The following is a 13,850-nucleotide window of genomic DNA, read 5'->3' as shown; positions in this document are numbered from 1 at the left end:
ATGCAGCCCCGGCGGGAGCCTAGGCCGCGGTCCCCCGTGCCGACAGCTCCCGTTCCGCGCCGCCCTCCGCGACCGGCACGTCACGTGCCTTGGCCGGCGCCGAGGACTGCGCGATGAACGCGCCGAGGAGGACGACCGCACCCCCGGCCACCTGCGGCAGCGAGAGATGTTCGCCCAGCAGCACCCAGGCCAGCACGCTGGCGATGACCGCCTCCAGACACGCGACGACCCCGGCGACCTGCGGCGACAGCCGCCGTACCGACAGCACGCCGGTGACGTAGGCGGCGACCGTGGCGACCAGCACGATCCAGGCGAGCAGCGCGAGCGCGGGCACCGGCGTGCCGTCGAGGTGCGCGGTGCCGGTCAGCACCGACCGGTCCATGGTCCAGGGCCGTGCGACGAGGGTGAGCACGGCGGCGCCGACCAGCAGGCCGTAGGCGATCACGCCGAGCGGGTCGGGCGCCCGCTCCCCCGCGTCGCCGCCCTGGTCGGACAGGACGAAGTAGCCGACCTGGCAGCAGGCGGCCCCCAGCGCGAGCAGCAGGCCGAGCGCGTCGAAGCGCAGCCCGGACCACACCTCGACCACACAGGCGAGGCCGCCGGCCGCGAGGACCACGCCGAGCGCGGCCGCCCTGGTCACCGGCCGCCGCTGCACGAACCGGACCCAGCCCAGCACCAGCGCCGGAGCCAGGTACTCGATCAGCAGCGCGACGCCGACCGGGATGCGGGAGAGCGCGGCGAAGTAGCACGCCTGCACTCCGGCGACCGCGAGCAGCCCGAACCCGGCGAGCAGCGCCGGGCGCCGCCGGAGCAGCGCGCGGTGCCGCACCGCGAGGGGCAGCATCACCAGGGCGGCACCGGTGACCCGGAGCCAGACGACGTGCAGCGGGTCCAGGCCCGCCTCGATCAGCGGCTTGGCCGCGACTCCCGAGCCACCGAAGGCCAGGGCCGAGACCAGCGCGAGGCCCAGCCCGGCGCCTCGGCCGCTCCCACTGTTTCCGGACGTACGCACGCGCACATGATGACAGGCGATGACATGAGCGTCACCCCTGTTGACACCTGTCTCAGAAGGTGGACGGTGGGTCAGCCGCCCGTGGCGCGGGGTGCCTTCCCGGCGGCCAGGGCGCCCGCCGGGATCCCGGCGCGCTCCACCACCTCGACGGCGCGCGAGCGCGGGTCGGCCACCAGGGCGGCGAGGAGATCGAGCCCGTTGGCCTGGAGTTCGCCCCGGCGTACGGCGCGGCGCCGGGCGTCCCGCATGGCCTCGGCCGCGAGGGGCGACCAGCGCTCGGGGCCCTCGAAGGTGCCGTCGCCGCGCACGGGCCTGGGTACGGCGCCCGGTGTGCCGCCGCCCTCCGCCACGCGCTGCCAGCCGAGCCCGTAACCGATGCTGCGCTGCACCAGGTAGCCGAGCAGCCGGACCAGTTGGGGACCCATGGCGGCGCGGGCCTCGGGGTCGGCGTCGAGGAGGGAGTGCAGCAGGTGCGCGGTGTCGATCTGCCGGTCGCCGTCCCGCACGGCGCGGCGGCGGGCACCGGCGACGACCGCGGCGAGCGTCGCGTCGAGTCCGGTGTCGTCCGGCGTGCCGGCGTCGCCCTCGTCGGGGACGGCCCGACCGGCTGTACGGGGTTCCACGGCCCCACCCCATCAGTCACGGCGGTCCCTCCACATCAGCGAGGGGAACCATTCGCGCGTCCCACGCAGAGTGGAGACCGGCGTACGCCGTCTCCTCCTCACGGATGAGGCCGCGCCTTCCTTCTCGGGGGCGCGTCCGGTCCGTCGCGCGCCCCCAGGGCAACCACACGGCTCCCTCACACGTCTCACATGAAGTGAAGGAAGGATGCCTGTGCTGGCTGGTGGGCCTGCCGGCGGTCGACGGCAAGCAGTACGTCTACCGGGTGTACGCCCCGGGGGACGCACTGCCGGCCGACCTGTTCTGGGACGCCTGGCACTGCCATGACGAGGGCCCCTTCCCGCGGGCGTGGGACCTGTTCGACGCGGCGGTGATACGCCGGGTGCCGGCGGCCTGAGCCCCCGGCGCTCGCCGGCCAGGGCTTCAGTCCTCGTCGGCGAGGATGAGGTACAGCCTCTTGCGGGCGTCGTTGAGGACGGCCAGCGCCTTGTCCCGCTGCTCCTTGGTGCCGGTCTTCCAGACCTGCCCGAAGGCTTCCATCAGACCGGACCCGGCCTGGCGGATCTCGCTGAGCGCCTCCCAGTCGACGCCCCGCGAAGCCTCCTCCCAGGGGGCGTCCGGCCCCTCCTCCGCGGCGGTGCGGCCGGCCTCGGTGAGCGCGAACAGCTTCTTGCCGCCCTCGCTCTCGCTGACGATCAGGCCCTCGTCCTCCAGCAGTTGCAGCGTCGGGTACACCGAGCCGGGGCTCGGCTTCCACGCGCCGCCGCTGCGCTCGGCGATCTCCTGGATCATCTCGTAGCCGTGCATCGGCCGGTCCTTGAGCAGCGCCAGGATCGAGGCCCGCACGTCACCGCGCCGAGCCCTCCCCCTCGGTCCGCCGCGTCCACGGTGGCCCCCGAATCCGGGTCCGCCGAACATCGGGCCCCCGAACCCGGGCCCACCCGGCCCGAAGGGCCCGAACGCCCCGCGCTCCCCCTCGAACCCGGGCCGCCCGTGCCGCCCCGGACCCGCTGCCCAGGGCCCTCGCTGAAATCCATGACCGTGCATCACGATCACTCCGTTCCGTTCTCGATCCATCACATCCCATCGCGTTCCTTACGCGACACGTCAACGATATATCGGTACTCAGCTCACCGACAAGCCCCTGCCGTGAAAAACCCGCACGGGTGCCGCCGCTCCGCCCGAGCCTGCTCGGCGGCCGGCAAATCGGTTGCCCGCCGCCCACCCCGCGGGCATACGATCACCCGCATGACGACGCGCCTGGTGCAGATCTCCATGAAGGCCACGGACAAGTCCGCGCTCGGGCGGTTCTGGGCGGACGCGCTCGGCTGGAAGGTCACCGGGGACACGCCCGACGAGACGAATGTCGAGCCCGAGGGCGTCACGTACCCCTCGCCCGAGGCCGTCTGCATCGACGTCCTGAATGTCCCGGTACCCAAGACGGTGAAGAACCGCGTCCACCTCGACCTCGCCACCACCTCCGAGGCCCACCGGACGGAACTGCTCGCCCGGCTCGCCGAGTTGGGCGCCACGCCCGTCGACATCGGCCAGGGCGACGTCCCGTGGACCGTCCTCGCCGACCCCGAGGGCAACGAGTTCTGCGTACTGGAACCCCGTGAGCTGTACGGGGACACCGGCCCCGTCGCCGCGGTGGTCGTCGACTGCGCGGACCCGCACGCGATGGCCCGCTTCTGGGGCGAGGCCATGGACTGGAACGTGCACGAGGTCACCGACGACCTCGCCCGGCTCCGCTCCGCCAAGGCCGTCGGCCCCTACCTCGAGTTCGTCCGCACCCCCGACGCCAAGTCCGGCCTGAACCGCGTCCACTTCGACCTCCGCCCCTACCCCGGCGACGACCAGGCCGCAGAGGCCGACCGCCTCCGTGCCCTCGGCGCCACCGACCTCGACTTCGGGCAGGGCGACGTCTCCTGGACCGTCCTCACCGACCCGGAGAACAACGAGTTCTGCCTCCTGGTCCCGCTGTAGAACGCGCGGCGCGACCGTCCGCTGCCAGGAGACCCCCGCCCGACGACTTCCAGGACGGACCCGCCCCATGACCACGCCCGACCCCAAGGCCGACCTCCTCCGCTATCTGAGGTCCGCGCGGGAAGCCCTGCTCTGGAAGCTCGACGGGCTCCCGGAGTACGACGTCCGGCGTCCGCTCACGCCGACCGGTACCAATCTGCTGGGGCTGGTGAAGCATGCGGCCGGGGTCGAGCTGGGGTATCTGGGGGACACCTTCGGGCGGCCCTCCAAGGAGCCGTTGCCGTGGCTGGCGGACGGGGCGGAGGTCAACGCGGACATGTGGGCCACCGCCGAGGAGTCGCGGGCGGACATCGTGGGGCTGTACCGGCGCGCCTGGGCGCACGCGGACGCGACGGTCGAGGCACTGCCGCTGGACACCGTCGGCCGGGTGCCCTGGTGGCCGAGCGGCCGGGACGAGGTGACCCTGCACCACGCGGTCGTACGCGTCCTCGCCGACACCCAGCGGCACGCCGGGCACGCCGACATCGTCCGGGAGCTGGTGGACGGCGCGACCGGGATGGACCGGGGCAACACCAGCATGCCGTCGGACGACCCCGTCTGGTGGGTGGTGCACCGGGCGCGGGTGGAGCGGGCGGCGCGGGAGGCGTGACCCGTCGCGCAGCGGGGCGCCCGGCGTTTGCCAGAATGGCACGGGCCCCGCAGGTGAGGGCCGCCGCCGAAGTGTGAGGAACGAGCAGCATGACCGACCTGGCCCCCACGCCGCAGCAGAAGGAGATCGCCCGCGATCTCCAGGTCCCCGAGTCCTTCGACGCGGAGCAGGAGATCGAGCGCCGGACCGCCTTCCTCGCCGAGCGCCTGACCTCCACGGGCCTGCGTTCACTGGTGCTCGGGATCAGCGGCGGAGTGGACTCGACCACGGCGGGCCGCCTGTGCCAGCTCGCGGTCGAGCGGGCCCGCGCGGCCGGCCACGAGGCGGTCTTCTACGCGATGCGGCTGCCGTACGGCGTCCAGGCCGACGAGGCCGACGCCCAGCTCGCGCTGGACTTCATCCGCCCCGACCGCACCCTGACCGTCGACATCCGTCCCGCGAGCGACGCCGCGCTGGACGCGATCGTGGCCGGCGGGGTGGTCTTCCGCGACGCGTACCACCAGGACTTCGTGCAGGGCAACATCAAGGCGCGCCAGCGCATGATCGCCCAGTACGCGGTGGCCGGCGCCGAGGACGGCCTGGTCGTCGGCACCGACCATGCGGCGGAGGCGGTCTCCGGCTTCTTCACCAAGTACGGCGACGGCGCGGCCGACGTCGTCCCGCTGACCGGTCTCACCAAGCGCCGCGTCCGCGCCGTGGCGGACGCCCTGGGCGCCCCCGCCGAGCTGGTGTGGAAGACCCCGACCGCCGACCTGGAGACCCTCGACCCCGGCAAGGCCGACGAGACGGCCCTCGGCGTCACCTACGACGACATCGACGACCTCCTGGAGGGCAAGCCGGTCGGCGAGCCCGCGTACACCACGATCGTCGACCGCTACCACCGCACCGAGCACAAGCGGCAGCTTCCGCTGGCGCCCTGAGCCCCGTCCGGCCAAGGCCACTCCTGCTCAACTGGCCTTGGCCGCACGGCCCAAGGACCCCCTAGGGTCTGCGCATGCGCATCCGAATCGTCGACGCCTTCGCCGACCGCCCCTTCACCGGCAACCCCGCCGGGGTCCTGCTCCTGGACGACCCGTTCCCGGACGACGACTGGCTCCGGAAAGTGGCCGCCGAGGTCAACCTCTCCGAGACGGCCTTCGCCCACCGCCTGCCCGGCGGCGGCGAGGCCGACTGGGCGCTGCGCTGGTTCACCCCGGTCACGGAGGTGGCGATGTGCGGGCACGCCACCCTGGCCACCGCGCACGTGCTGTACGCCACCGGCGCCCACGAAGGTCTCCTGCGGTTCGCCACCCGCAGCGGTGTCCTCGTCGCCACGCGGCACGGGGACGGGGAGATCACCCTGGACTTCCCCACCGCCCCGCTCACCGAGGTCGAGGTCCCGGCGGGGCTCGCCGACGCGCTGGGCGCCGAGCCGGTGGCCGCGTTCGACACCGGACCGAACGTCGGAGACCTGCTGGTGGAACTGGCCGACGAGAAGACCGTGCTGGAGCTGACCCCGGACCACCGGAAACTCGGCGGCTGCTCCAGCCGGGGCGTGATCGTGACCGCCCGCGCCGAGGACCCCACCCTGGGCGCCGACTACGTCTCCCGCTGCTTCTTCCCGAACGTCGGCATCGACGAGGACCCGGTGACCGGCAGCGCCCACACGGCGCTCGCCCCTTACTGGTCCGCGCGCCTGGACCGCGACGACCTCACCGGTCTCCAGGCGTCCCGCCGCACCGGCCTGGTCCACACCGGCCTGCGCGGCGACCGCACCCTGCTCCGGGGCCGCGCGGTCACCGTGATCGACGGCGAACTCCTGGCCTAGGGCGTCGGCAGCCAGCCCACCTTGCCCGCCAGCAGGGCGTATCCGACGAAGGCGCCGATGTCGAGCAGCGAGTGGGCGACGACCAGCGGGCCGACCCGGCCCCAGCGGCGGTACAGCCAGACGAACACCACGCCCATCACCATGTTGCCGATGAAGCCGCCGATGCCCTGGTAGAGGTGGTACGAGCCCCGCAGGACCGCGCTGGCCACCAGCGCGGTCCCCGGCGTCCAGCCCAACTGGCCCAGCCTGCGCAGCAGATAGCCGACGACGATGACCTCTTCGAGGACCGCGTTCTGCACCGCCGACAGCACCAGCACCGGGTACTTCCACCACACGTCGGGCAGCGCCTCCGGCACCACGGTGAGGTTGAAGCCGAGCCCGCGCGCCGCCAGGTAGAAGGCGATCCCGGTACTGCCGATCACGGCCGCGACGGCGGCGCCCCGCGCCAGGTCGGACCAGGGGCGCCCCCGGTCGAAGCCGAGAACGCGCAGGCTCGCGCCCTCCCGGCACAGCAGATACGCGACCAGTGCCACCGGCACCAGCGCGGACGCGATCCCGAAGAGCTGCCAGGCCAGGTCGAGCCAGGGCCGGCCGGGCGCGGCGGAGGCGTTGAGGGTGGCCGCCTGGTCCTTGAGCCCGCCGGGCTTGGTGACCGAGCCGATGAAGCTGATGAGCGCGGACACCCCGCTCGCCCCGAGCGAGAGCGCCAGCACGATCAGCGTCTCGTCCCGCAGCGTCCGCCGGGAGGGCTGCTGCCACGCCAAGGACTCGGCCACCGGTTCCGCCTCCACCCGCGTTCCGGGCGCCGGGCGGCTCGACCTGCCCCCGCGCGCCTGTGTTCGGGCAAAGGATCGCAGAAGGACCCGGCCGGGCCGCGCACCGGGTGGCACACGGCACGGCCGCACACGGACGGGACACCCGCGCGCGGCCGTGCCCTCGGACAGGGCCTCCGGAAACGGCCCTCAGCCCAGCGGCACCGGCTCCGGCAGCCCCACCGGCCAGGTGTGCACCGGTTCCCCGGCGTGCATCAGCTCGGCGTACCGGCGCGTCGTCGCGGCCAGTGCCTTCTCCCGGCCGAGGCCCTTTTCCAGCGCGCGGTGGAAGGTGGCCGCCTGCCAGGAGGCGCCGTTGACCCGCTTGCGGCACCGCTCCTCGATGACCCCGAGATAGAAGTCCCGGTCGGCGGCCTCGATACCCCACGCGTCCAGCCCCGCGGCGGCCATCGGCAGCAGCTCGTCGCGGACCAGGGTGACGGCGTCGACCTCGGCCGTACCGCCGTAGCGGCCGCGCCGGGGCCAGGTGAAGCGGGCGTCGATGCCGTACCGGCAGGCCGCGTCGAAGTTGGCCTCGGCGGCCTCGAAGGGCAGCCGGTTCCACACCGGGCGGGACTCCTCGGCGAGCGCGCGCACCAGCCCGTAGTAGAAGGCGGCGTTGGCGATCACGTCGGTGATGGTGGGCCCCGCGGGCAGCACCCGGTTCTCCACCCGGAGGTGGGGAACGCCGTCGGCGATGTCGTAGACCGGGCGGTTCCAGCGGTACACCGTGCCGTTGTGCAGGACGAGTTCGGCCAGCCTGGGCACTCCGCCGGCGTCGAGGACCTCCAGTGGCTCCTCGTCGTCGCAGATCGGCAGCAGGGGCGGGAAGTAGCGCAGGTTCTCCTCGAACAGGTCGTGGGCGCCGGTGATCCAGCGCTCGCCGAACCAGGTGCGCGGTCGCACGCCCTGGGCCTGGAGTTCGGGCGGGCGGGTGTCGGTGGCCTGGAGGAAGAGCGGTGGCCGGGACTCGCGCCACAGCTCGTGCCCGAACAGGAACGGCGAGTTGGCGCCGACCGCGATCTGGGCGGCCGAGGCCGCCTGCGCCGCGTTCCACACGTCGGCGAACCGGTCGGGCGTCACCTGGAGATGGAGCTGCACGGAGGTGCAGGCGGCCTCGGGGACGATGGAGCGTGAGGTGCAGCGCAGATGCTCCACGCCCTCGATGTCGAGCCGGAAGTCCTCACCGCGCGCGGCGACGATCTGGTCGTTGAGGAGGGCGTACCGGTCCACCTCCGAGAGGTTGGACGAGACCAGGTCGTCCCGGCCGAGCGTGGGCAGGATGCCGGTCATCACGATTCCGGCGTCCACCTCGCCCGCCTTGCGGTCGGCGTAGGCGAGGGAGGTGCGCAGCTCCTCCGCGAGCCGGTCGAATACCCGGTCGCCCAGCCGGTGCGGGGCTATGTTGACCTCCAGATTGAACATGGCGAGTTCGGTCTGGAAATCGCGGCTGGCGATCCGCTCCAGTACCTCGCCGTTCAGCATTTTCGGCATACCGTCGGGGCCGGCCAGATTCAATTCGATCTCCAGCCCCATCAGGTTCTTGGGACGGTCGAACCGTTTCTCGGCCAGCAGTCGCTCCAGTCCCGCCAGGCACTTCTGGAGCTTTTCGCGGTAGCGCTGGCGATCGGACAGGTCGAACGGGCCTGCCACGACCTTCTCCCCCATGGAAGTGTCCCTCCTCGGATGGGCGGCCCGAGGGTCCGGCCGCCGGGGCTCCCGGATCGGTTGGGATGATGCCCAGCGGAAGCGATCGATAACGCCGCATCCGGCCTCGCCGCCCATTATTCTGACGGAAGTGTCCTGCGGCACATTCACGAGGCATGCCGCATCACGCATCTTCGGGTGCCCTGATCGCCTCGTGAAAAACGCCGACGACAATCGGCCGACCGCGTGAGCCGGGTCCGGCGAGGTCAGCGGAGCCCCGCAGCCGGGAAATCGGGATGTTCAGCACGTATCCGCGACCGGATATCGCCTTGCCCGGGCCGTCGAAATCGGATAGCCGAAACAACAGGTGAACACGTGTCGTATAAACTTCGCGGACAGGGCCGAAGGATGGTGCCTCGGTACCGGTTTCTGACGCGTTTCCGCCGTATTCCGGGCGTCGGTCGACGACCGGCAGATCTCCGCGCAGCCGCGTCCGCTCCGGGCCCCGCCGCCCCCGGCCCTCCACCTGTGAGCAGACAGTGCTGTCCGCCCCACCCCTCGCGCCGCCGCGCCTGTCGAACGAGAGGCGACCCACCATGCCGCTGCACGTGCCCCCCGCGCCCGCGCCCGCACTGCACTCCGTCCTCACGGCCCTCGGTTCCCCCACCGCGGTCCGTGAGGCGCGCACCCCTGCCCTGCGCGCCGCGCAGGGTCCGGTCACGCCCGAACTCCCGCTCGCCCTGCACGTGTTGGACCACATCACCCCCGAGGGTCTGTCCGCGACGCGGCTGACGGGCTGGCGGTTCGTCATCCGGGCCGGCGACCGCCCGGTCGCGGCGGCCGACACCGTGCTCACCCCGGACGGCTGGGCCTTCTCGCACTTCTTCGAGGGCCCCTACATCCCGTCCACCGAACGGGCGCTCCAGCAGGCCGAGGCGCTGCTCCAGCCGTACCAGCCGCGCCTGCTGTCGGTGCCGGGCCTGTACATGCTCACCCTGTGGCTGCACGGTGACCCCGCCGCCGACCCGGCCGAGGGCCACCCCGCCGCCACCGACCTCCTGGTGCCGCTCGCCCCGGCGCCGCCCGGCATCCGGGCCCACCGGCCGCACCGCGTCTCGGAGTTGCTGCCGGTGCTGACCCATCGTGCGACTCCCGTGCCCCTTCTCGGCTCACCCGCCTGATCCGGCCCCCCGCGTACCCCGCTTCCCGGCGCGGAAGCGGGGTACGGCCTTTTCTCCGGGTACGCCGGATTCCTGCCCGGCGTGCGCGCATTTCCGTGAGCCCCACACATTTCGCTCGTGCGAGTAATTGCCCGCTCCTGTGAGCGAATAGTTGCCACTCCCCCAAGTGGACTAGCCCTTTCCGGTCACACCGAACCACCCAAAGGGACAGTGCGGTTGGATTGAACCGTCCGCGAGAGTGACGCGTCATGAACTGGTAAGGAGCGGTGCTGCGAAATCCCTGCGGAACGACGCCCAGCGGGCAACACTGGATTCCGACCGATGTTTCACCACGGGGGACGGACATGACCACGACAAAGCGAGAGATCCCGCCCATGTGCCAGCATCAACCGACCTGCCCGCCAGCCGAGTCCGCCGACCGCGAGTCGGCCCGTCTCGTGGTGCACCACCCGGAACAGGGGTGGAGTCTGCTGTGCAACGGCGTTCTGCTCTTCGAGGACACCGGTGAGCTGCTGCCCGACGGCCGCGTCATCGCCCCCCACCGACCGCTCGGCGCACTCATGACCGCCGCCTGAGCAGTGCCCGACGCGGTCCGCCGAGGCCGCCCGACGACCCGAGGGGCCGGACGCACACACGGTGCGCACCGGCCCCGACGCGTGTCCGGGGCCGGCGAAGAGGCCGCCGGCTGGTCGAACGGGCCGGACGGGAGTGGGATGGAACAAGGATGCGCGAGCGGTCCGTCCCCCGAGGAGCGTGAAGTGATGTCCGGTTACAACGCCCCCCTGGCCTCGCGGGTGGTCGTCGGTGTGAGCGGGTCCCTGGGCAGTGTCACGGTCCTGCGCCGGGCCACCGCGCTCGCCCACCGGCTGGCCGCCGAGCTGTGGCCGGTGCTCGCCTGGACGCCGCCGGGCGGTGATCCGACCGGCCGGCGCTCCGCGGTGGCCGACCCGCTGACCGAGGAGTGGCAGCGGACGGCGGAACACCGGCTGACCTCCCTGCTCGACGACCTGTTCGGTGAGGAGGGCCCCGGCCTCCCGCTGCACGCGGTGATCGTGCGCGGCACGCCGGGCCGGGCGCTGCTGGCGGTCGCGGACCGCGAGGACGACCTGCTGGTGGTGGGCGCGGGCCGCCGCGGACTGCGCCGGGCCTTCTCCGGGCGGGTCTCCCGGCAGTGCCTGGCCCACGCCCGCTGCCCGGTGCTCGCGGTGCCGCCCTCGCCGCTGGAGTCCGACCTGACGGCCGTCCACCGCCGCAACGCCTGGCACTGGCGCATGGACATCCGCAGCCTCTGACCCCGCGAGCCTCTGACCCCGCGCGCGCTGGGCTGCGGACCGCCCCCGCGCGAGGCAGCATGGACAAGGTGCGGACGACCGCCCGACGATCTTGCCCGAGATGACGCTCGGTGTCCGCCCCCGGAGCCCAGAACACCTCCCCTCCGGGCGCCGCCCGTACACCGCGTTCCTGTCCAGGCAGGCTCCGGGCCTCCACCTATCGTCCACCAGCAGCCCCCGTCGGCCCATTCTTAACGCAGGATTGACGCCTCCCCGGTCCGGAACCCATGGGGCAAGCGTCACTCTCCGCATACGCTGGTCCGGCTGTCCGCATGACCGCAGGCAGTGACCGCAGGCAGCCGAGCCGCACCACCTGGAGCACGCCGATGGCCACGACCGAGCACCCTCCCAGCCGTCTGCGCGGCTGGATGCTGCAGGGGCTCTCCGACATGGGCAAGCGGGGTGGCCTGACCGGTCCGCACGCCGAGCCGGAACCCCCGCACCAGGGCCAGCGCTGGTGGCGGGTGATGTGCCTGACCGGCGTCGACTACTTCTCCACCCTCGGCTACCAGCCCGGCATCGCGGCCCTCGCGGCCGGACTGCTCTCCCCGCTGGCGACCATCGTGCTGGTGATCGTCACCCTGGCCGGCGCCCTCCCGGTGTACCGGCGGGTGGCGCAGGAGAGCCCGCACGGGCAGGGCTCCATCGCCATGCTGGAGCGGCTGCTGTCCTTCTGGAAGGGCAAGCTGTTCGTGCTGACCCTGCTGGGGTTCGCGGCCACCGACTTCCTGATCACCATCACCCTCTCGGCCGCCGACGCCTCCACCCACCTGGTGGAGAACCCGCATCTGACCAGCACGCTGGGCGGCCACCAGATGCTGATCACGCTGATCCTGGTGGCGCTGCTCGGGGCGGTCTTCCTCAAGGGCTTCCTGGAGGCCATGGGGGTCGCGGTCGCCCTGGTCGGCGTCTACCTGGCGCTCAACCTCGTCGTGGTGATCACCGGCCTGTGGCACGTGCTGACCGCCGAGCACGTGGTCACCGACTGGACCGACGCGCTGACCGTCCAGCACGGCAACGTCTTCGTGATGATCGGCGTGGCCCTGATCGTCTTCCCGAAGCTCGCCCTCGGCCTGTCCGGCTTCGAGACCGGCGTCGCGGTGATGCCGCACGTGCAGGGCGACGAGGACGACGCCGAGGAACGCCCGGCGGGCCGCATCCGGGACACCAAGAAGCTGCTCACCACCGCCGCCGTGATCATGAGCTGCTTCCTGATCACCACCAGCTTCATCACCACGCTGCTCATCCCGGCCGCCGAGTTCAAGCCCGGCGGCCAGGCCAACGGCCGTGCCCTCGCCTTCCTCGCCCACGAGTACCTGGGCAACGCCTTCGGCACGGTCTACGACGTCTCGACCATCGCCATCCTGTGGTTCGCCGGCGCCTCCGCCATGGCCGGCCTGCTCAACCTGATGCCCCGCTACCTCCCCCGGTACGGCATGGCCCCGCACTGGGCGCGGGCGGTGCGCCCGATGGTCATCGTCTTCATCCTGATCGCCTTCCTGGTCACCTGGCTCTTCGACGCCAACGTGGACAAGCAGGGCGGCGCCTACGCCACCGGTGTGCTGGTGCTGATCAGCTCGGCCGCCATCGCGGTGACCATCGCCGCCCGCAAGGCGGGGCAGCGCGGCTGGACCATCGGCTTCGGCGTGATCTCCGCGGTGTTCCTGTACACCACGGTCGCCAACGTCATCGAGCGCCCGGACGGCGTGAAGATCGGCGCCTGCTTCATCGCGGGCATCATGCTGGTCTCCCTGCTGTCCCGGCTGGCCCGCTCCTTCGAGCTGCGGGTGACCAGCGTGGCGATGGACCCGATGGCGGAGCGGTTCGTCCGGGACATGGCCAGCCGGAAGATCCGGTTCATCGCCAACGAGCCCGACAACCGCGACCGGGCCGAGTACCGCGACAAGATCGAGCAGATCCGTACCGACAACGACATGCCCGAGCAGGAGGACTTCGTCTTCGTCGAGGTCACGGTGGTCGACCCCTCCGAGTTCGAGACGTGCCTGACGGTGCGCGGCGAGGTCCTGCACAACCGCTACCGGGTGCTGACCGTGGAGTCCTCCTCCATCCCCAACGCCCTCGCCGCACTCCTGCTGCACGTACGGGACCTGACCGGGCGTACGCCGCACATCTTCTTCGAGTGGACGGAGGGCAACCCGTTCGCCAACTTCCTGCGCTTCTTCCTCTTCGGCCAGGGCGAGGTCGCCCCGGTCACCCGCGAGGTGCTGCGCGAGGCGGAGCCGGACCGGGCCCGCCGCCCCCGCGTGCACACCGGCTGACCCGTCCGGACGCCGCCGCGTCCGCCCGGAACACGCCCCGGTGCCCGGCCGCCGGCCTCTCGATCTATGGTGACCAGCATGCAGTCCTACACGATCGGCCAGGCCGCCCGGCTCCTCGGCGTGAGCCCCGACACCGCCCGCCGCTGGGCCGACGCCGGCCGGATGGCCACCCACCGCGACGAGTCCGGGCGGCGCCTGATCGCCGGCCAGGACCTCGCCGCGTTCTCGGTCGAGCTGGCCCAGGCGGGCGGGACGGCCGAGGAGGAGACGTCGGTCACCTCCGTGCGCAACGCCTTCCCCGGCATCGTCACCGCCATCAAGCTCGGCGACGTGGCCGCCCAGGTGGAGATCCAGGCGGGCCCGCACCGGCTGGTCTCGCTGCTCACCCGTGAGGCCGTCGACGAACTCGGTCTCGAGGTCGGCATGGAGGCCACCGCGCGCGTGAAGTCGACCAACGTGCACATCGACCGCTACTGACGCTACTGAGCGTCCCCGGCCTGGCGCATATGCCAGCCCCCCATCACA

15 protein-coding genes are annotated in these 13,850 nt (G+C 72.3%); 10 read left to right on the top strand and 5 right to left on the bottom strand.

The genetic code is table 11. The annotated features are described in order from the left end of the window. Nucleotides 1-19 precede the first annotated feature (19 nt). Together ACZ3HQ_RS27135 and ACZ3HQ_RS27130 are read right to left on the bottom strand one after the other, a co-directional pair. A complete protein-coding gene (locus ACZ3HQ_RS27135) occupies nucleotides 20-1,018 on the bottom strand; it encodes an EamA family transporter (RefSeq protein WP_467514829.1) in 999 nt (332 codons plus the stop codon). 65 nt (nucleotides 1,019-1,083) lie between these two features. Then, complete coding sequence (locus ACZ3HQ_RS27130) at nucleotides 1,084-1,635, bottom strand: peptidase (RefSeq protein ID WP_467514828.1); 552 nt, start codon at nucleotides 1,633-1,635, stop codon at nucleotides 1,084-1,086. A gap of 221 nt (nucleotides 1,636-1,856) precedes the next feature. Between ACZ3HQ_RS27130 and ACZ3HQ_RS27125 the strand changes: the two genes are divergently transcribed. Further along, nucleotides 1,857-2,030: a hypothetical protein gene (locus tag ACZ3HQ_RS27125; RefSeq protein WP_107030798.1), complete on the top strand. Its 174-nt coding sequence runs from the start codon at nucleotides 1,857-1,859 to the stop codon at nucleotides 2,028-2,030. 26 nt (nucleotides 2,031-2,056) lie between these two features. On the opposite strand, the gene ACZ3HQ_RS27120 is transcribed toward ACZ3HQ_RS27125, so the two are convergent. Beyond that, nucleotides 2,057-2,680, bottom strand: coding sequence for a PadR family transcriptional regulator (locus ACZ3HQ_RS27120; protein ID WP_467515110.1), 624 nt, complete (start codon nucleotides 2,678-2,680; stop codon nucleotides 2,057-2,059). 201 nt (nucleotides 2,681-2,881) lie between these two features. On the opposite strand from ACZ3HQ_RS27120, the gene ACZ3HQ_RS27115 reads away from it, so the two are divergent. From ACZ3HQ_RS27115 to ACZ3HQ_RS27100, 4 genes are all read left to right on the top strand, one after another. Continuing rightward, nucleotides 2,882-3,619 carry a VOC family protein gene (locus ACZ3HQ_RS27115; RefSeq protein WP_467514826.1) on the top strand — a complete coding sequence of 246 codons (738 nt, stop codon included), beginning with the start codon at nucleotides 2,882-2,884 and terminating at the stop codon, nucleotides 3,617-3,619. Between the two features lie 67 nt (nucleotides 3,620-3,686). Continuing rightward, nucleotides 3,687-4,268, top strand: coding sequence for a DinB family protein (locus ACZ3HQ_RS27110; protein WP_467514824.1), 582 nt, complete (start codon nucleotides 3,687-3,689; stop codon nucleotides 4,266-4,268). An 89-nt stretch (nucleotides 4,269-4,357) separates the two neighbouring features. Further along, nucleotides 4,358-5,188: an ammonia-dependent NAD(+) synthetase gene (nadE, locus tag ACZ3HQ_RS27105; RefSeq protein WP_467514822.1), complete on the top strand. Its 831-nt coding sequence runs from the start codon at nucleotides 4,358-4,360 to the stop codon at nucleotides 5,186-5,188. A gap of 74 nt (nucleotides 5,189-5,262) precedes the next feature. Then, nucleotides 5,263-6,075, top strand: coding sequence for a PhzF family phenazine biosynthesis protein (locus tag ACZ3HQ_RS27100; RefSeq protein ID WP_467514821.1), 813 nt, complete (start codon nucleotides 5,263-5,265; stop codon nucleotides 6,073-6,075). Here the strand turns inward: ACZ3HQ_RS27100 and ACZ3HQ_RS27095 are convergent. Together ACZ3HQ_RS27095 and ACZ3HQ_RS27090 are read right to left on the bottom strand one after the other, a co-directional pair. Next, nucleotides 6,072-6,851, bottom strand: a complete 780-nt coding sequence (locus tag ACZ3HQ_RS27095; protein ID WP_467514819.1) for a CPBP family intramembrane glutamic endopeptidase — start codon at nucleotides 6,849-6,851, stop codon at nucleotides 6,072-6,074. The genes ACZ3HQ_RS27100 and ACZ3HQ_RS27095 overlap by 4 nt on opposite strands. A gap of 186 nt (nucleotides 6,852-7,037) precedes the next feature. Then, nucleotides 7,038-8,555, bottom strand: a complete 1,518-nt coding sequence (locus tag ACZ3HQ_RS27090; protein ID WP_467514817.1) for a glutamate-cysteine ligase family protein — start codon at nucleotides 8,553-8,555, stop codon at nucleotides 7,038-7,040. A gap of 575 nt (nucleotides 8,556-9,130) precedes the next feature. Between ACZ3HQ_RS27090 and ACZ3HQ_RS27085 the strand changes: the two genes are divergently transcribed. The 5 genes from ACZ3HQ_RS27085 to ACZ3HQ_RS27065 all read left to right on the top strand — a co-directional run bounded on the left by ACZ3HQ_RS27085 (nucleotide 9,131) and on the right by ACZ3HQ_RS27065 (nucleotide 13,802). Next, on the top strand, nucleotides 9,131-9,715 hold the full coding sequence (locus ACZ3HQ_RS27085) for a hypothetical protein (protein ID WP_161203626.1): 585 nt from the start codon (nucleotides 9,131-9,133) through the stop codon (nucleotides 9,713-9,715). Between the two features lie 374 nt (nucleotides 9,716-10,089). Next, nucleotides 10,090-10,290, top strand: coding sequence for a DUF5999 family protein (locus ACZ3HQ_RS27080; RefSeq protein WP_467515109.1), 201 nt, complete (start codon nucleotides 10,090-10,092; stop codon nucleotides 10,288-10,290). Between the two features lie 186 nt (nucleotides 10,291-10,476). Continuing rightward, complete coding sequence (locus ACZ3HQ_RS27075) at nucleotides 10,477-11,007, top strand: universal stress protein (protein WP_467514815.1); 531 nt, start codon at nucleotides 10,477-10,479, stop codon at nucleotides 11,005-11,007. Nucleotides 11,008-11,372: 365 nt separating this feature from the next. After that, nucleotides 11,373-13,325: an APC family permease gene (locus ACZ3HQ_RS27070; protein WP_467515107.1), complete on the top strand. Its 1,953-nt coding sequence runs from the start codon at nucleotides 11,373-11,375 to the stop codon at nucleotides 13,323-13,325. A 78-nt stretch (nucleotides 13,326-13,403) separates the two neighbouring features. Continuing rightward, nucleotides 13,404-13,802, top strand: coding sequence for a TOBE domain-containing protein (locus ACZ3HQ_RS27065; protein ID WP_350907404.1), 399 nt, complete (start codon nucleotides 13,404-13,406; stop codon nucleotides 13,800-13,802). Nucleotides 13,803-13,850: the final 48 nt, after the last annotated feature.

This window comes from Streptomyces sp. NPDC018263 (assembly GCF_055562575.1).
This window is presented reverse-complemented; position numbering and strand designations above follow the sequence as displayed.